Source organism: Streptomyces sp. NPDC107546, assembly GCF_055639175.1.
Genome location: NZ_JBVKBA010000001.1, coordinates 205,775 through 222,883, shown reverse-complemented (window position 1 = coordinate 222,883; position 17,109 = coordinate 205,775). Strand labels below are relative to the sequence as shown.

The window sequence follows — 17,109 nt, the reverse complement described above, 5'->3', positions numbered from 1 at the left end:
GTGCCCGATCCGCAGGACCCTGCCTCTGAGCCTTACAGAGCCGAGTGAGCCTTACAGAGCCGAGGCGACGGGCATGTCCGGGCCACGGGCCGCGACAAGGCGCGGCGTCCCGTCGGCCAGGCTGTAGCACAGGCCCACCACCGCGGCCTGCCCGGCGGCGACCCGCTCGGCCAGGAGGCGGGAGCGGTCCAGCAGCAGGTCGACGGTGTGCCTCGTGTGCTCCGCGAGGATCTCGTCGGCACTCACGCGTCCGGCCGCCCTCGCCGCCAGCACGCTGGGAGTGACGCGCTCGACGACGTCCCGGACGTAGCCGGCCGGCGCCACGCCGTCCTCCAGCGCGGCGCACGCCGCGCCGACCGCCCCGCACGAGTCGTGGCCGAGGACCACGACCAGGGGACAGTCCAGCACGTCGACGCCGTACTCGATGCTGCCGATCACTTCGGGACCCATGACGTGGCCGGCCGTGCGCACCACGAAGAGATCGCCCAGACCGCGATCAAAGATGATCTCGGCAGCCAGGCGCGAGTCGGAACACCCGAACAGCACCGCGAACGGACGCTGGGACGGAGCGACCTCGGTGCGGCGGGCGGCGTCCTGGTTCGGGTGCTCGGGGGCGCCCGCGACGAAGCGCTGGTTACCGGCCAGCAGCAGCTCGAATGCTTCACGGGGGGTTGCGGCCTGGATCTCTGTCATGGCCGCAGGCTACGGCCGACCCAGCACAAACACGCGGCCGGGTCCCCGGTCGACGGCTTCTGCACCTCCGTGGTCGGCACGCGCGGACGCCGTGCGATGTCCCCCTCGATCCGCCTCCTCCATGCGTCGCGCGGCTTTCCGGCACACGCCGCTGCCACCCGCTGCCCACGAGCGAGCTCGGCGGGCGCGGGAGCTGGACCTTTCGTAGATTGAAGAGCGAGCGACTGGCAGGGAACGCATGTGACACCGCAGATCGACTACAGGGGGGCGTTCGCCGCCGTTCCGAGCCCGTGCCTGATGCTCGGCACGGACCTGGTGATCGCCGATGCCAACCCGGCCTTTTGCGAAGTGACCGGACGCAACCGGGCGGAGCTGGTCGGGCAGTACCTCTTCGACGCTTTCCCGGACAACCCGACCGACCCGGAGGCCGACGGGGTGGCGACGCTGAAAGCATCACTGCACCGTGTCCTGTCCTCCGGCCAGACCGATCACATGGCGTTGCAGAAATACGACATCCCGGTCGCCGGTAACCCCGAGGTGTTCAAGGAGCGGTGGTGGACCGCGATCAACGTGCCCGTCCTCGGCCCGGACGGGAGGGTCGCCTGGATCATCCACCGGTCCGAGGACATGACCGACGTCGTCCGCGCCCGCCGCACCGCGCACCTGCCGTCGGTCAGCCCCGGCCGGGAAGCGGCCATGGAAGCCGAGCTGTACGCCCGGGCGCGGCAACTGCAGCAGCTGAACGAGGAACTGCGGCAGGCGCACGCCCGTGAACGGCGCATCGCCGTCGCCCTGCAGGAAGCCATGCTCCACGCTCCGGACCTGGCCCGGCACCCGGACGTCGCCGTGCGGTACCTGCCCGCAGCCGGATCACTGAACGTGTGCGGCGACTGGTACGACGCGGTCGACCTGAGCGCGGGCCGCTTCACCGTCGCGGTCGGCGACGTCGTCGGCCACGGGCTTGCGGCAGCAACCGTCATGGGCATGCTCCACAGCGCACTGAGCGCCGCGACCCGCGCCGTCCCCGGCCCCGCCCGGGCCCTGGAGGTCCTGGGGCTGTACGCGCGCTCGATCGAGGGGGCACTGGCCGCCACCGCCGTACAGGTCCTGGTCGACTGCCACAGCCACCTGCTCATCTACAGCAGTGCCGGCCACCCCCCGCCCGTCCTGCTGCACCCGGACGGCACCTGCGACCTGCTCGACCAGGCCACCGACCCACCGCTGGGCGCCCGCCCCGAACACGTTCCCCGTCCCCAGGCCACCACGACCTACACCCCCGGCGACACCCTCGTCCTCTACACCGACGGACTGATCGAACGCCGCGGTGAGGACATCGACGCCGGCCTGACCCGCCTGACCTCCACCCTCGCCGCCTGCACCGAGTTCGGCGCGGAACACCTCGCCGACGCCCTCCTCGCCCGCCTCGGCCTCACCAGCGGGGCCGACGACGACGTCGCCATCGTCGTCGTCGGTCTGGACCGAATGACCTGGCCGTCCTGATCAGGCCGATGTCGTCGTCGGTGAAGCTGCCACGACAGCCGAACCCGCCGAGGCGGCAGGCACGATCAACCGCCTGCTCGCCTCCGGTCGGCCGCGTTCCCGGGCGACCGGGGTCCTGCCGCTGGGCGCGGCCGCCGAAGTGCACGAGCGACGCTCGTCGCACCCCGCGCTGCGGCGGCCGGCGACGCTGCGCTCAGCGGGCCGTCTGGGTGTGGACGTACTCCACGAGCCGGGTGAGGCTGTCCGGGTCCGTGGACGGCAGGACACCGTGGCCGAGGTTGAAGACATGGCCCTTGAGGCCGACGGCGGCGTCCAGGACCTCGCGGGTCTTGGTCTCGACGGCCTCGCGCGGGGCGAAGAGTACCGCCGGGTCCAGGTTGCCCTGGAGTGCCTTGCCGGGGCCGACGCGACGGGCCGCCTCGTCCAGCGGGACGCGCCAGTCGACACCGACGACGTCCGCGCCGGCCTCGCCCATCAGCCCCAACAGCTCACCGGTGCCGACACCGAAGTGGATGCGCGGGACGCCGTAGCCCTCGACGGCCCGGAAGACCTTGGCCGAGGCGGGCAGCACCGAGCGGCGGTAGTCGACGGGGGCCAGGGCACCGGCCCAGGAGTCGAAGAGCTGGACGGCCGAGGCACCGGCCTCGACCTGGACCTTCAGGAAGGCGGCCGTGATGTCCGCGAGCCGGTCCACCAGGTCGGACCACAGCTGCGGGTCGCCGTGCATGAGCGCCTTGGTGTGCTCGTACGTACGGGACGGCCCGCCCTCGATGAGGTAGCTCGCGAGGGTGAAGGGCGCGCCCGCGAAACCGATCAGCGGGGTCTCGCCCAGCTCCGCGGTGAGCAGCTTGATCGCCTCGGTGACGTAGGAGACGTCCTCGGGTGTCAGGTCGCGCAGCCGGGCGAGGTCCGCGCGGGTGCGGATCGGGCGCTCGACCACGGGGCCCACGCCTGGCTTGATGTCGAGGTCGACGCCGATCGCCTTGAGGGGCACGACGATGTCGCTGAAGTAGATCGCCGCGTCCACGCCGTGCCGGCGGACCGGCTGGAGGGTGATCTCGGTGACCAGCTCGGGCCGCATGCAGGACTCGAGCATGGGAATGCCCTCACGCACCTTGCGGTACTCGGGCAGCGAGCGCCCGGCCTGCCGCATGAACCACACCGGCGTGTGCGGCACGGGCTCCCGCCGGCACGCCCTGAGGAAGGCGGAGTCGTACGTCGCTGTCGGCTGGCCCGTGGCGGGGCGGTCATTGACACTCACGCAAAAAGTCTCGCACGCCACCGGAGCGTTTCGGCCTCGGGGCGGGAGCGCCCTCACAGCGGCGCGGGGCTGTGTCCGTGCGCGGCTGAGCCGCGTCGGCGCGCCACACTCCCAAGGACCCGGCCGCCCTACGACAGGAACCAGCCATGACGAACCCGCGCACGGCAGCCGAACCCCCGGCGGCAACGGGTGTCTCTCCAAGCGGACGCGCTTTCTTCCCCTTAATCTTCCCCGCATGGCTGCGGCTCAGGAACGACTGACGGACGGCGACGGCGGAATGGACGACGCGGAGGGGGAGGGCGATGCGATGGACACGGCTCCCCTGCCCTTCCGCGCCGCGGTCGACGCCCTGAAGGCCGCACGCCTGCGGCCGGAGATCGAGGTCGAGCCGTCGCGCCCGCCGCAGCGGCTCGCCCCGCACACGTACGCGCTGGAGGCCGCCGTGGTCGCCGACGAGGAGGACCTCGCCGACGGGCGTCTCGTCCTGCTGCACGACCCGGCCGGGCACGAGGCCTGGCAGGGCTCCTTCCGCCTGGTGACGCTGGTGCGCGCGGAACTGGAACCGGAGATGGCGGCGGACCCGCTGCTGCCCGACGTGTGCTGGTCCTGGCTGACCGGCGCGCTGCAGGCCCGCGGGCTGGCGTACGGCGAGCCGAGCGGGACCGTCACGCGCGCGAGCTCGCACTACTTCGGCGGTCTCGCCACCCGTCCGGCCGCCTCCCAGATCGAGATCCGCGCTTCGTGGACGCCCCGGGAGGGCATCGGAGGCGTCCCGGACACCGCGGCGCACCTGGCCTCCTGGTGCGACCTGCTGTGCCAGGTGGCGGGCCTGCCCCCGGCGGGGCCGGGCGATGCCTCGGTGGTGACGCTGCCTCAGCGTCGCGGGCCGCAGCCCCGCTGACCCCGGCGCGCCCACCGCCGCTGTCAATGTCGCCTTGACCTTCCTTGCCATCTCTTTGTCGATACGGCCACTTTCGGCCTCGTATTGACCATGGACCGAACCGACTCGATCCCCAGATGATCGCTCGCGCGTCCGAATTGCACGGATTGTTACTCACCAAATCGTGATCATTCTCTAAAGGAGCACGAGTTTGGTGCCGAAGACGACTGTGACCTTGAAAGCACGTTCGTCCCGGCCGCTTCCCCGAGCCGGCCCCGTCCCCGCACCCATCCAGGAGGCCTGGTGTCCGTTCTCCTCGAGCAGCCCGCAAGCCTGGTCGCCTACCGCCCCAACAAGCCGACCGCCATGGTCGTCGTGGCCGACCCGCGCGTTCGTTCCACCGTCACCCGCCATCTCTGGGCGCTCGGAGTGCGCGACGTCATCGAGGCGTCGTCCATCGCAGAGGCCCGTCCTCGTATCGGCAATCCGCGCGACATCTGCGTCGCCGACGTCCACCTCCCCGACGGCTCCGGTCTCACCCTCCTGTCGGAGACCCGGGCGGCGGGCTGGCCCAACGGTCTGGCCCTGTCCGCCGCCGACGACATCGGAGCGGTCCGCAACGCCCTCGCGGGCGGAGTCAAGGGCTATGTCGTCACCGGTACCCGCACCAACATCGGGCTCCCCACCCGGCCGGGTGCCGCCCCCATCGGCGCCGCCGCCGCGCGCCTGCACCGCCGCCCCCCGGGTGCCCCGAGCCACCCGGGCGGCTACCGCGAGCTGTCCGGCCGCGAGGTGGAGGTGCTGCGTCTGGTCGCCGAGGGGCAGTCCAACAAGGCGATCGGCGTCTCGATGGGCCTGTCCGCGCTGACCGTGAAGAGCCACCTGGCCCGCATCGCCCGCAAGCTCGGCACCGGCGACCGTGCCGGGATGGTGGCGGTGGCCCTGCGGACCGGCATCATCCACTGACCCCCCTCCCCCTGACCACCCGACCCCCTGGCTCCCTGACTTCTGCCCCTCCTCCACCCGCCCCGGTGCGCGTCCGCACCGAGCCGCCGCCGAGCCGCGTCCGGGGACTGGCCGCACGCCCGGGACGCCAGCCGTCCCGTCACGCACACCGGCACCGCGCCCTCGTGCGGACCCGAACGACCCATGTGACACATGACTGGTTTACGACCCCCCATCGCCCGTCGACGGAACGTTCCGTCGGCGGGCGTAGTCGACACACAGATACCCTTGACAGGTGACCGACGCCCAAGAGACCGCAGCAGACAGTCCACTGCGAACCACCGGAGGCGCCCCTCCGGACGACGTCGAAACGGCGCCGATCCCGTTGCTCGAGCCGCGAGACGGCATTCCGCCCGTGATCGCCGACGAGGCCTCCCTCGCCGAGGTGATCGCCGCCTTCGCCGCCGGCACCGGCCCCGTCGCGGTCGATGCCGAGCGTGCGTCCGGCTACCGGTACGGCCAGCGCGCCTACCTCGTGCAGCTGCGCCGCGAGGGCGCGGGCACCGCGCTGATCGACCCGGTGGCCTGCCCCGACCTGTCCGCCCTGGGCGAGGCGATCTCCGACGCCGAGTGGGTGCTGCACGCCGCCACCCAGGACCTGCCCTGCCTGCGCGAGATAGGCATGGTGCCCACCCGTCTGTTCGACACCGAGCTGGCCGGGCGCCTCGCCGGGTTCCCGCGGGTCGGCCTCGGCGCCATGGTCGAGAGCGTCCTCAGCTTCATCCTGGAGAAGGGCCACTCCGCCGTCGACTGGTCGACGCGGCCCCTGCCCGAACCCTGGCTGCGCTACGCCGCCCTCGACGTCGAACTGCTCGTGGACCTGCGGGACGCCCTGGAGAAGGAACTCGAGCGGCAGGGGAAGCTGGAGTGGGCCCGGCAGGAGTTCGACGCGATCGCCTCCGCGCCGCCGCCCGAACCGCGCAAGGACCCCTGGCGCCGCACGTCCGGGATGCACAAGGTGCGCCGCCGCCGGCAGATGGCGGCCGTCCGGGAGCTGTGGCAGACCCGGGACCGGATCGCACAGCGCCGGGACGTCTCGCCGGGCAAGGTGCTCGGGGACGCCGCCATCGTCGAGGCGGCCCTCGCCCTGCCGCCGAACGTGCACGCCCTGGCCGCGCTGAACGGCTTCGGGCACCGCATGGGGCGGCGCCAGCTGGAGCAGTGGCAGGCCGCGATCGACCGCGCCAGGGCGCTGCCGGAGGCGGAGCTGCCGCAGCCGGGGCAGCCGGTGACGGGCCCGCCGCCGCCGCGGGCCTGGGCCGACAAGGATCCGGCGGCGGCCGCCCGGCTGTCCGCTGCGCGCGCCGCGGTGTCGGCCCTGGCCGAGCAGCTCACCATGCCCCAGGAGAATCTGATCTCCCCGGACACCGTGCGGCGCCTGTGCTGGGAGCCGCCGAAGCCCGTGGACGAGGAGGCCGTGGCCTCCGCGCTGGCCGGGTACGGGGCGAGGGCTTGGCAGGTCGAGCAGGTCACCCCGGCACTGGTGAAGGCGCTGTCCGTGCAGGGTACGCAGTCGCCGTAGGGGACCGGGTCCCACGGCGGCTGCCGGGGCTCCCACCGTCCGCCGACGGTGTGACCTTCACCGCTTGGGCGTGCGGGACTGGGCAGCTTGGTTACCCACAAGTAGCATGGGACTGAGCGCGCGCTCAGCGTGTCGCAGCAGTGCCATCCCGCACCCTGGAGGAGAGCCATCGTGCCTCGTACCGTCAGGGACGTCGTCTTCGTCGACGGCGTCCGTACCCCGTTCGGCAAGGCGGGCCCGAAGGGCATCTACCACGAGACCCGCGCCGACGACCTCGTCGTGAAGGCGATCCGGGAGCTGCTGCGCCGCAACCCGGGTCTCGACCCGAAGAAGATCGACGAGGTCGCCATCGCCGCGACCACGCAGATCGGTGACCAGGGCCTGACCCTCGGCCGCACCGCGGGCATCCTCGCCGGACTCCCGCAGTCGGTCCCCGGCTACTCCATCGACCGCATGTGCGCGGGGGCGATGACGGCCGTGACGACCACGGCCGGCTCGATCGCCTTCGGCGCGTACGACGCCGTCATCGCGGGCGGCGTGGAGCACATGGGCCGCCACCCGATGGGCGAGGGCGTCGACCCGAACCCGCGGTTCGTGAGCGAGAAGCTGGTCGACGAGTCCGCGCTGTTCATGGGCATGACCGCGGAGAACCTCCACGACCGCTACCCGCACATCACCAAGTTGCGCGCCGACGAATACGCCGTGCGCTCCCAGGAGAAGGCCGCGAAGGCGTACGCCAACGGCAAGATCCAGCAGGACCTGGTGCCGATCTCCGTACGCCGCACCAACCCCGAGGGCGGCGAGACCGGCTGGGGCCTCGTCACGGCCGACGAGCCGATGCGCCCGGGTACGACCCTGGAGAACCTGCAGGGCCTCAAGACGCCGTTCCGCGTCCACGGCCGGGTCACCGCGGGCAACGCGGCCGGTCTGAACGACGGCGCCACCGCCTCGATCATCGCGAGCGAGGACTTCGCCCGCGAGAACGACCTGCCGGTCAAGATGCGTCTCGTCTCCTACGCCTTCGCGGGCGTCGAGCCGGAGGTCATGGGGTACGGCCCGATCCCGGCCACGGAGAAGGCCCTCGCCAAGGCGGGCCTGTCCATCTCCGACATCGGTCTGTTCGAGATCAACGAGGCCTTCGCCGTCCAGGTCCTGGCCTTCCTCGACCACTACGGCATCGCGGACGACGACGAGCGCGTCAACCAGTACGGCGGCGCGATCGCCTTCGGCCACCCGCTGGCCTCCTCGGGCGTCCGGCTGATGACGCAGCTCGCCCGCCAGTTCGAGGAGCAGCCGCAGGTCCGCTACGGCCTCACCACCATGTGCGTCGGCTTCGGCATGGGCGCGACGGTCATCTGGGAGAACCCGCACTTCGACGGAGGCGACAAGTGAGCACCACCGCTGAGCTGTTGAAGGGCGCGGCCGAGCTGTTCCCGGACGAGGTCGTCACGCAGGCGCACGTACGCCACTTCGACCTGCCGTTCGGTGTGGGCCGGTTCGCCCTGATCACCCTCGACAACGGCCTGGACCACACCAAGCCCACCACCTTCGGCCCGGCCTCGCTCGCGAACCTCAACACCGCGATCGACCAGGTCGAGAAGGAGGCCGCAGACGGCGAGATCGTCGGCGTCGGCATCACCGGCAAGCCGTTCATCTTCGCGGTCGGCGCCGACCTCAAGGGTGTCGAGCTGCTGAAGCGGCACGAGGACGCGCTGGCCATCGGCAAGGGCGGCCACGAGGTCTTCAAGCGCCTGTCCAAGCTGGCCGTCCCGACGTTCGCCTACTACAACGGCGCGGCGATGGGCGGCGGCGTCGAGGTCGGCCTGCACTGCACCTACCGCACGGTGTCCGCGTCGCTGCCCGCCTTCTCCCTCCCCGAGGTCTTCCTGGGCCTGGTCCCCGGCTGGGGCGGCTGCACCCTGCTGCCGAACCTGATCGGCGCCGACAAGGCCGTCTCGGTGATCATCGAGAACAGCCTCAACCAGAACAAGCAGCTCAAGGGCGTGCAGGTCTACGAGCTGGGGATCGCCGACGCCATCTTCGAGGGCGCCGACTTCCTGGAGCAGTCGCTGATCTGGACGGCGTCCGTCCTCAAGGGCGAGATCGTCGTCGAGCGCCCGGTGATCGACCGCGGCGAGGCCTGGGACCAGGCCGTCGCGAAGGGCCGCTTCATCGCGGACGGCAAGGTGCACGGCGCGGCCCCGGCCGCCTACCGCGCCCTCGACATCATCGCCGCCGCGAAGAACGGCGACCTGCAGCAGGGCTACGACGCCGAGGACCAGGCCCTCGCGGACCTGATCATGGGCGGGGAACTGCGCGCCGGCATCTACTCGTTCAACCTCGTCCAGAAGCGCGGCAAGCGCCCGGCGGGCGCCCCCGACAAGAACCTGGCGCGCCCGGTCACCAAGGTCGGCGTCGTCGGCGCCGGTCTGATGGCCTCGCAGCTCGCCCTGCTCTTCCTGCGCCGCCTGGAGGTCCCGGTCGTCCTGACGGACATCGACCAGGAGCGCATCGACAAGGGCGTGGGCTACGTCCAGGCCGAGATCGACAAGCTGCTCGGCAAGGGCCGGATCAACCAGGACAAGGCCAACCGCCTCAAGGCGCTGGTGACCGGTGTCCTGGACAAGGCCGAGGGCTTCTCGGACGCCGACTTCATCATCGAAGCGGTCTTCGAGGAAATGGGCGTCAAGCAGCAGGTGTTCGCGGAGGTCGAGGCGGTCGCGCCCGCGCACGCGATCCTGGCGACCAACACCTCCTCGCTGTCGGTGTCGGAGATGGCGTCGAAGCTGCAGCACCCCGAGCGGGTCGTCGGCTTCCACTTCTTCAACCCGGTCGCCGTGCTGCCGCTCCTTGAGATCGTCCGCGGCGAGAAGACCGACGACGCCTCGCTCGCGACCGCCTTCGCGGTGGCCAAGAAGCTGAAGAAGACGGCGGTTCTGGTCAAGGACGCCCCGGCGTTCGTCGTGAACCGCATCCTGACCCGCTTCATGGGCGAGATCCAGAACGTCATCGACGAGGGGACCCCGGTCGAGGTCGCGGAGAAGGCGGTCGAGCCTCTCGGCCTGCCGATGTCCCCGCTGGTCCTGCTGGAGCTCGTCGGCCCGGCGATCGGCCTGCACGTCTCGGAGACCCTCCACGGGGCGTTCCCGGACCGCTTCACGGTCTCCCCGAACCTCAAGGCGGTCGTCGAGGCGGGCAAGCGCGGCTTCTACGTCTACGACAGCGGCAAGCCCGAGCTGGACCCGGAGGTCGCCGCGCTGCTGAAGCAGGGCGACACCGTCCTGACGGAGGAGCAGGTCCGCGCCCGCGTCCTGGACGCGGTGGCGCAGGAGATCGGCCTGATGCTGGAGGAGGGCGTCGTCGCCGAGGCCCAGGACATCGACCTCTGCCTGATCACGGGCGCCGGCTGGCCCTTCCACCTGGGCGGCATCACGCCGTACCTGGACCGCGAGGGCGTCTCGGAGCGCGTGAACGGCAAGACGTTCCTCGAGCCGGGCGTGGCGTCGGTTCCGGCGTAACGGCCGTGGCACGGTGAAAGGGCCTCCGCGCAAGGCGGAGGCCCTTTCTCGTTGTCTGTTGCAAGGCCGGTGGCGTCGGGGCCGGTCAGAGCCGCCGTCCCGGCCACGCGGCAGCCAGGGGCCGTTCAGCCGGGGACCGTTGACACTCCCCCGATTTCAATGAGGCGTCCCCAGCGCGGGCCGGACAGGCTCGTGGGACGCTGGGGGCATGAGTGTCCCGCTCCTGGTGATCGTCGATGGCGCGAACGTCGTCGGGTCGGTGCCCGACGGTTGGTGGCGGGACCGGCGGGGCGCCGCCGACCGGCTGCGGGACCGTCTCGTGCCGTTCGCCGCCGACGGGCTGCCCGGCTTTCCCGGGCCGCTGGAGCTGGTTCTGGTGGTGGAGGGTGCGGCGCGCGGCGTGGAGCCCGTGCCCGGCATCCGGGTGGACGCGGCCCCCGGCAGCGGGGACGACCGTATCGTCGAGCTGGTCGCCGAGGCCGGGGATCGCGCGGTCCTGGTCGTCACGGCGGACCGGGAGCTACGGCGCCGGGTGACGGATCTCGGCGCGGAGGTGACGGGCCCGCGCACGGTGCGCTGAACCCCCGTGCGGAACGCCGCGGTCACCGCGTGGCGCCTCCGGGCGGCTCGCTCACCCCGCCCGCCGTGGACTCCTCGGCACGGCCCACACGGCTGTGCGAACGGCCGTAGAGGAAGTACACGACGAACCCGATGACCAGCCAGATCGCGAACCGCAGCCAGGTCTCGGTGGGCAGGTTCAGCATCAGCCACAGCGAGGCGCACACCGACAGGATCGGCACCACCGGGACGAAGGGAGTGCGGAAGGCGCGTGGCAGGTCGGGGCGGGTGCGGCGGAGGATGACCACGCCGATCGCGACGACGATGAACGCGAACAGCGTGCCGATGTTGACCAGTTCGGCCAGTTCGCTGAGGCTGGTGAAGCCCGCGACCACGGCGATGACCACGCCGAGCAGGATGGTCGGCCGGTGCGGGGTCTTGAAGCGCGGGTGGACGCGGGAGAAGAAGCGGGGCAGCAGCCCGTCGCGGCTCATCGCGAAGAAGACCCGGGTCTGGCCGAGCAACAGGATCAGGCAGACCGTGGTCAGGCCGACGGCGGCACCGAAGCTGATCACACCCGCGAACCAGGGGTGGCCGATGGCCTTGAACGCGCCGGCGAGCGGGGCGTCCACGGACAGCCTGCTGTAGTGCTCCATGCCGGTGACGACGATCGACACCGCCACGTACAGCGTCGTGCAGATCAACAGGGAACCGAGGATGCCGCGCGGCATGTCGCGCTGCGGATTGCGGGTCTCCTCGGCGGTGGTCGCCACGATGTCGAAGCCGATGAAGGCGAAGAAGACGACGGACGCGGCGGTGAAGATGCCCATCACGCCGAAGTTGGACGGTGCCCAGCCGACCAACAGCTGGATGAGCGGCGCCTTGAGGCTGCCGCCCGCCGGCACCGCCTGCGGCTCGGGGACGAACGGCTTGTAGTTGGCGCTGTTGACGAAGAAGGCGCCCCCGATGATCACGATCAGCACCACGGCCACCTTGATGGCGACGACGAGCTGGGTGACCCGGGCCGACAGCTTCATCCCGAGGACGAGGATCGCGGTGAGGAAAAGGACGAGCGCGGCGGCGAGGATGTCGAAGCCGAATCCGTGCGCCCCCTCCCGTCCGCCGAGATAGGCCGGCAGGTGCCAGCCCGCGTTGTCGAGCAGTGAGCGGATGTACCCGGACCAGCCGACGGCGACCACCGCCGTGCCGAGCGCGAACTCCAGGACCAGGTCCCAGCCGATGATCCAGGCGGGCAGCTCGCCGAGCGTGGCGTAGGAGAACGTGTACGCGGATCCGGCGACCGGCACCGTGGAGGCGAACTCCGCGTAGCAGAGCGCGGCGAGCGCGCAGACGACGCCGGCCACGACGAAGGACAGGGAGACGGCGGGGCCCGCGTTCTGCTTGGCGACCTTGCCGGTGAGCACGAAGATGCCGGTGCCGATGATGACCCCGACGCCGAACACGGTCAGGTCAAGGGCGGACAGGGTCTTTCTGAGCGCGTGCTCCGGCTCCTCGGTGTCCTGGATCGACTGCTCGACGTTCTTCGTCCGGAAGAGGGTGCTCCTCATGGCGTACCTCCCGCGCACTCGCCGCCCCCGACATGATCGAGAGGGGGCGTACTCCGTGTGCCCCGGCACGGGCAGATTCACGCAAACGGGCCGGTTTCGCCACCGTAAAGGATGGAGAAACCGGCCCGGGCGCGGGCGGCGGGTGGTCTCAGTCGCGGGCGGGCTCCACCGAGTCCACGGCCTGGGCGGCGCCCGTACGGTCGTAGCGGCTGCCGTCCAGCTTGGAGACCAGCCCGGTGACCTGGCGGGCGATGTCCGGCGCGGTCAGGCCGATCTCCGCGAGGACCTCCTTGCGGGAGGCGTGGTCGAGGAAGCGCGGCGGGACGCCGAAGTCGCGCAGCGGTACGTCCACACCCGCGTCGCGCAGCGCCTGCGCGATCGCCGAACCCACGCCGCCGACCCGGGAGTTGTCCTCGACGGTGACGACCACACGGTGCCGCTCGGCGAGCGGGGCCAGCGCCTCGTCGACGGGCTTGACCCAGCGGGGGTCGACGACGGTGGTGGAGATGCCCTGCTTGTCGAGGAGGTCGGCGATCTCCAGGCACATGGGCGCGAGCGCGCCGACGGAGACCAGCAGGACGTCCGGCACGGGGGCCTCGGCCTTGCGCAGCACGTCCATGCCGCCGACCTTGCCGACGGCGGGGACGGCCGGGCCGACGACGCCCTTGGAGTAGCGCAGCACGGTCGGCGCGTCGTCCACGTCGACGGCCTCGCGCAGCTGGGCCCGCAGCTGCTCGGCGTCGCGCGGCGCGGCGATCCTCAGGCCCGGCACCACCTGGAGCATCGACATGTCCCACATGCCGTTGTGTGAGGCGCCGTCGTCGCCCGTGATACCCGCCCGGTCGAGCACGAACGTCACACCGCACTTGTGCAGGGCGACGTCCATGAGCACCTGGTCGAAGGCGCGGTTGAGGAAGGTGGCGTACACCGCGAAGACGGGGTGCAGACCGCCGGTGGCGAGGCCGGCCGCGGAGACCGCGCCGTGCTGCTCGGCGATGCCGACGTCGTAGATCCGGTTCGGGAAGGCGTCCGCGAACTTCTTCAGGCCCACCGGCTGGAGCATCGCGGCCGTGATGGCCACGATGTCGTCGCGCTCCCGGCCGAGCCTGACCATCTCGTCGCCGAAGACGGAGGTCCAGCTGGCGGCGGCCGCCTTGATGGGCAGACCGGTGTCGGGGTGGATGGGGCCGATGCCGTGGAAGCGGTCGGCCTCGTCCTGCTCGGCGGGCCGGTAGCCGCGGCCCTTCTCGGTGAGGCAGTGCACGATGACCGGGCCGCCGAACCGCTTGGCGCGGGCCAGGGCGGACTCCAGGGCCTCGATGTCGTGCCCGTCGATCGGGCCGACGTACTTCAGGCCCAGGTCCTCGAACATGCCCTGCGGGGCGATGAAGTCCTTCAGGCCCTTCTTGGCGCCGTGCAGGGTCTCGTAGAGCGGCTTGCCGACGACGGGCGTGCGCTCCAGGACCTCCTTGGTGCGGGCCAGGAACTTCTCGTAGCCGTCGGTGGTGCGCAGGGTGGCCAGGTGGTTGGCGAGGCCGCCGATGGTGGGCGCGTAGGAGCGCTCGTTGTCGTTGACGACGATGACCAGCGGGCGGTCCTTGGCGTCGGCGATGTTGTTCAGCGCCTCCCAGGCCATCCCGCCGGTGAGGGCGCCGTCACCGATGACGGCCACGACGTGGCTGTCGCGCTTCAGCAGCTGGTTGGCCTTGGCCAGGCCGTCGGCCCAGCCGAGGACGGTGGAGGCGTGCGAGTTCTCGATGACGTCGTGGTCGGACTCGGCGCGCGAGGGGTAGCCGGACAGACCGCCCTTGCTGCGCAGCCCGGAGAAGTCCTGACGGCCGGTGAGCAGCTTGTGGACGTAGGCCTGGTGGCCCGTGTCCCACAGCACCTTGTCCTTGGGCGAGTCGAAGACGCGGTGCAGGGCGATGGTGAGCTCGACCACACCGAGGTTCGGACCGAGGTGGCCGCCGGTCTTGGAGACGGCGTCGACGAGGAAGGTCCGGATCTCCTCTGCCAGCTGGTCCAGCTCCTCCAGGCTGAGCCGGTCCAGATCGCGCGGTCCCCTGATGCGGGTCAGCAGCGGCACCCGTGCCTCCTTGCAGTTGAGCTGTGTCGAGCGTTCGCCGGGCCTGTCGAGTCTAATGTTCCCCCTGTGCGGATCACCGATGGCCCCATGGATCCCCCCGACGTGTCCGCCGAAACACGTTGCCGTACACAGGACTGTGCCCGGCACCGCCGTTGGCGCCGGGCACAGGGTCCTTGCGATGTCTGTCACGAAGTGCGGTACCGCAGCCTCGCAACAGGGCGCGGAGGTGTGACACCCCCACGGTGCTCCCGCGGAGCGTTTACGCGCGCCCTGCGGCCTTCTGGCTCTTGCGGGACACCGAGTCGATCACCACGGCGCCCAGGAGCACCGCGCCGGTGATCATGTACTGGATCGACGTGTTCATGTTGAGCAGGTCCAGACCGGTCTGGATCGACTGGATGACCAACATGCCGAGCAACGCGGACCACACGTTGCCCCGGCCACCGAAGAGGCTGGTGCCGCCGATGACCGCGGCCGCGATCGCCAGCATCAGCGTGTTGCCGCCACCGGCGTTCAGCGTCGCGCTCGCGGTCTGACCGGCGAAGAACATGCCGCCGAGCGCCGCGAACCCACCGGAGATGGCGAACACGGTGATGCGGACCAGGGGCACGTTGATACCGGCCCTGCGGGCGGCCTCGATGCCGCCGCCGACCGCGAAGACCTTGCGGCCGTAGGTGGTGCGTCGCAGCACGAAGTCGACGATCACCAGCGCCGCGAGGAAGATCACCAGGGCGTTCGAGACACCCGCGGAGTTGTTCAGCACGGCCGCGGCGGTGAAGGAGGCCACGGCGAGCGCGCCGACCCGCACCAGGATCTCGCTGGTGGGCCGGAAGGGCACCCCGGCCGCGCGGCGGCGCCGCTGGTCGTTGAACGATCCCACCAGCGTCAGGACTACACCGAGGCCGGCCAGGAGGTAGGCGCCGATGATCTGCTGGTCCATGAAGAAGGAGTTCTGGCCGAGCAGGTGCACCGGGCCCGAGTCGGCCGGGATGTTGATGGTGCCGCTGGAGCCCAGCAGCCACAGCATCAGACCGTTCCAGCCGAGGAAGCCGGCCAGGGTCACGACGAACGCGGGTACGCCGATCCTGGCGAAGAACCAGCCGTGCAGCGCACCGATGGCGACGCCGGTCAGGACGGTCAGGAGCAGGGCCAGCCAGGCGTTCATGCCGTGGTTGGTCACGAAGACCGCGAACGCCGTGGACGCGAGGCCGCTGACCGAACCGACGGACAGGTCGATCTCACCCAGCAGCAGGACGAACACCAGGCCGATGGCGAGCATGCCGGTGGCCGAGAGGAAGTAGCTGACGTTGGAGAGGTTGTCGGCGCTGAGGAACCGGCTGTTCTGGAGCTGGAAGATCGTCCAGATGACGATCAGGCCGACGACGACCGGCAGGGAGCCCAGCTCACCGCCCTTCACCTTGCGCTTGAACTCGCTGATGTAGCCCTTGAAGCCCTCTTCGCGGACCAGCAGGCGCGGGTCGACGACGGCGACCGGCGCAGCGGTGGGGTCCTCGGCCTGAGCCGGCGTCATGTTGGACACGGACTCCGACTCCTCGATCGTCGTCGAGTCGCTCTTCACGGTCTTGGACGTGTCGCTCACTTGGCCGCCTCCGCGGTGCGACGCCCCGCACGACGGGTGACGGCGTTGTCCGTCGCACCCGTGATCGCGGCGATGATCTCTTCGTGGCTGGTGTCCTTCACGGAGAAGGATCCGTTGTTCCTGCCCAGACGCAGGACGGCGACGGTGTCCGCGACCGCCTTCACGTCGGCCATGTTGTGGCTGATCAGGATGACGCCGAGGTTCCGGTCGCGCAGCCGCTCCACCAGGTCCAGGACCTGGGCGGTCTGCTCGACGCCGAGGGCGGCGGTGGGCTCGTCCAGTATGACGACCTTCGGGTCACCGATCAGAGCGCGGGCGATGGCGACGACCTGGCGCTGACCGCCGGACAGACTCGCGATCGGGATGCGCACGCTCGGGATACGGATCGAGAGGGTGCTCAGCAGTTCCCGGGCGTTCTTCTCCATCGTCACCTCGTCGATGACGCCCCGGTGCAGGAGCTCGCGCCCGAGGTAGAGATTGCCGACCACGTCGAGGTTGTCGCACAGGGCGAGGTCCTGATAGACCGTCGCGACGCCGAGTCCCTGGGCGTCGTGCGGCTTGGTGATGCTGACCGGCTTGCCCTCCCACTCGATGACACCGTCATCGATGGGGTGGACGCCCGCGATCGTCTTGACCAGGGTCGACTTTCCTGCGCCGTTGTCGCCCACCAGGGCGACCACTTCTCCGGCGTGGACCTCCAGGTCGACATCGGTGAGGGCCTGAACCGCACCGAATCGCTTGGAGACTCCGCGCAACGCCAGCACGGGCGTAGCGGACACGTGAACCATCTCCTTCGCCGCCTGACCGGCGGGGATGCCGCGCTTGGGGTAGGGCGCGGAGGGGCGTGCACAAGGCACGGTTTACAAGGTGAACATGCGCGAATCCGCTGCCTTTGGCAACGGTTGTTTCCGTCCGACG

The 17,109-nt window shown here is 70.8% G+C and carries 13 protein-coding genes; 7 read left to right on the top strand and 6 right to left on the bottom strand.

The window, feature by feature from the left end; translation table 11 throughout:
- Positions 1-51 precede the first annotated feature (51 nt).
- A complete protein-coding gene (locus tag ACZ7L1_RS00925) occupies positions 52-693 on the bottom strand; it encodes a carbonic anhydrase (protein ID WP_471433061.1) in 642 nt (213 codons plus the stop codon).
- Between the two features lie 240 nt (positions 694-933).
- On the opposite strand from ACZ7L1_RS00925, the gene ACZ7L1_RS00920 reads away from it, so the two are divergent.
- Positions 934-2,193 (top strand): PP2C family protein-serine/threonine phosphatase, encoded by a 1,260-nt coding sequence (locus ACZ7L1_RS00920; protein WP_471433059.1) that lies wholly within the window; start codon positions 934-936, stop codon positions 2,191-2,193.
- A 193-nt stretch (positions 2,194-2,386) separates the two neighbouring features.
- Here the strand turns inward: ACZ7L1_RS00920 and hemE are convergent, their stop codons facing one another.
- Complete coding sequence (gene hemE, locus ACZ7L1_RS00915) at positions 2,387-3,454, bottom strand: uroporphyrinogen decarboxylase (RefSeq protein ID WP_471433057.1); 1,068 nt, start codon at positions 3,452-3,454, stop codon at positions 2,387-2,389.
- 235 nt (positions 3,455-3,689) lie between these two features.
- On the opposite strand from hemE, the gene ACZ7L1_RS00910 reads away from it, so the two are divergent.
- The 6 genes from ACZ7L1_RS00910 (at position 3,690) to ACZ7L1_RS00885 (ending at position 10,959) form a co-directional block, all read left to right on the top strand.
- The gene (locus ACZ7L1_RS00910) at positions 3,690-4,355 is read left to right on the top strand and encodes a DUF3000 domain-containing protein (protein ID WP_471433056.1); all 666 of its coding nucleotides are present in this window, start codon (positions 3,690-3,692) and stop codon (positions 4,353-4,355) included.
- A 282-nt stretch (positions 4,356-4,637) separates the two neighbouring features.
- Positions 4,638-5,300, top strand: a complete 663-nt coding sequence (locus ACZ7L1_RS00905; RefSeq protein WP_043444816.1) for a response regulator transcription factor — start codon at positions 4,638-4,640, stop codon at positions 5,298-5,300.
- A gap of 274 nt (positions 5,301-5,574) precedes the next feature.
- Complete coding sequence (locus ACZ7L1_RS00900; protein ID WP_471433054.1) at positions 5,575-6,861, top strand: HRDC domain-containing protein; 1,287 nt, start codon at positions 5,575-5,577, stop codon at positions 6,859-6,861.
- A 171-nt stretch (positions 6,862-7,032) separates the two neighbouring features.
- Positions 7,033-8,253 (top strand): thiolase family protein, encoded by a 1,221-nt coding sequence (locus ACZ7L1_RS00895; RefSeq protein ID WP_388991894.1) that lies wholly within the window; start codon positions 7,033-7,035, stop codon positions 8,251-8,253.
- Positions 8,250-10,379 (top strand): 3-hydroxyacyl-CoA dehydrogenase NAD-binding domain-containing protein, encoded by a 2,130-nt coding sequence (locus ACZ7L1_RS00890; RefSeq protein WP_471433052.1) that lies wholly within the window; start codon positions 8,250-8,252, stop codon positions 10,377-10,379. The genes ACZ7L1_RS00895 and ACZ7L1_RS00890 overlap by 4 nt, the downstream gene beginning before the upstream one ends.
- 208 nt (positions 10,380-10,587) lie before the next feature.
- Positions 10,588-10,959 carry a PIN domain-containing protein gene (locus tag ACZ7L1_RS00885; protein ID WP_103839251.1) on the top strand — a complete coding sequence of 124 codons (372 nt, stop codon included), beginning with the start codon at positions 10,588-10,590 and terminating at the stop codon, positions 10,957-10,959.
- Positions 10,960-10,981: 22 nt separating this feature from the next.
- Here the strand turns inward: ACZ7L1_RS00885 and ACZ7L1_RS00880 are convergent, their stop codons facing one another.
- The 4 genes from ACZ7L1_RS00880 to ACZ7L1_RS00865 form a co-directional block, all read right to left on the bottom strand.
- Positions 10,982-12,505, bottom strand: a complete 1,524-nt coding sequence (locus tag ACZ7L1_RS00880; protein WP_471433051.1) for an amino acid permease — start codon at positions 12,503-12,505, stop codon at positions 10,982-10,984.
- A 148-nt stretch (positions 12,506-12,653) separates the two neighbouring features.
- Positions 12,654-14,591 (bottom strand): 1-deoxy-D-xylulose-5-phosphate synthase, encoded by a 1,938-nt coding sequence (gene dxs / locus ACZ7L1_RS00875; RefSeq protein WP_471433049.1) that lies wholly within the window; start codon positions 14,589-14,591, stop codon positions 12,654-12,656.
- Between the two features lie 259 nt (positions 14,592-14,850).
- Entirely contained in the window at positions 14,851-16,191 is a 1,341-nt protein-coding gene (locus ACZ7L1_RS00870) for a sugar ABC transporter permease (RefSeq protein ID WP_471433047.1), read from the bottom strand.
- A complete protein-coding gene (locus tag ACZ7L1_RS00865; RefSeq protein WP_103839247.1) occupies positions 16,188-16,979 on the bottom strand; it encodes an ATP-binding cassette domain-containing protein in 792 nt (263 codons plus the stop codon). The genes ACZ7L1_RS00870 and ACZ7L1_RS00865 overlap by 4 nt, the downstream gene beginning before the upstream one ends.
- Positions 16,980-17,109 lie beyond the last annotated feature (130 nt).

Bases quoted from the DNA above. Each gene is read 5' to 3' on its own strand.
- ACZ7L1_RS00925 (WP_471433061.1), bottom strand. From the start codon at position 693: ATGACAGAGATCCAGGCCGCAACCCCCCGTGAAGCATTCGAGCTGCTG.
- ACZ7L1_RS00910 (WP_471433056.1), top strand. From the start codon at position 3,690: ATGGCTGCGGCTCAGGAACGACTGACGGACGGCGACGGCGGAATGGAC.
- ACZ7L1_RS00885 (WP_103839251.1), top strand. From the start codon at position 10,588: ATGAGTGTCCCGCTCCTGGTGATCGTCGATGGCGCGAACGTCGTCGGG.
- ACZ7L1_RS00880 (WP_471433051.1), bottom strand. From the start codon at position 12,505: ATGAGGAGCACCCTCTTCCGGACGAAGAACGTCGAGCAGTCGATCCAG.
- ACZ7L1_RS00865 (WP_103839247.1), bottom strand. From the start codon at position 16,979: ATGGTTCACGTGTCCGCTACGCCCGTGCTGGCGTTGCGCGGAGTCTCC.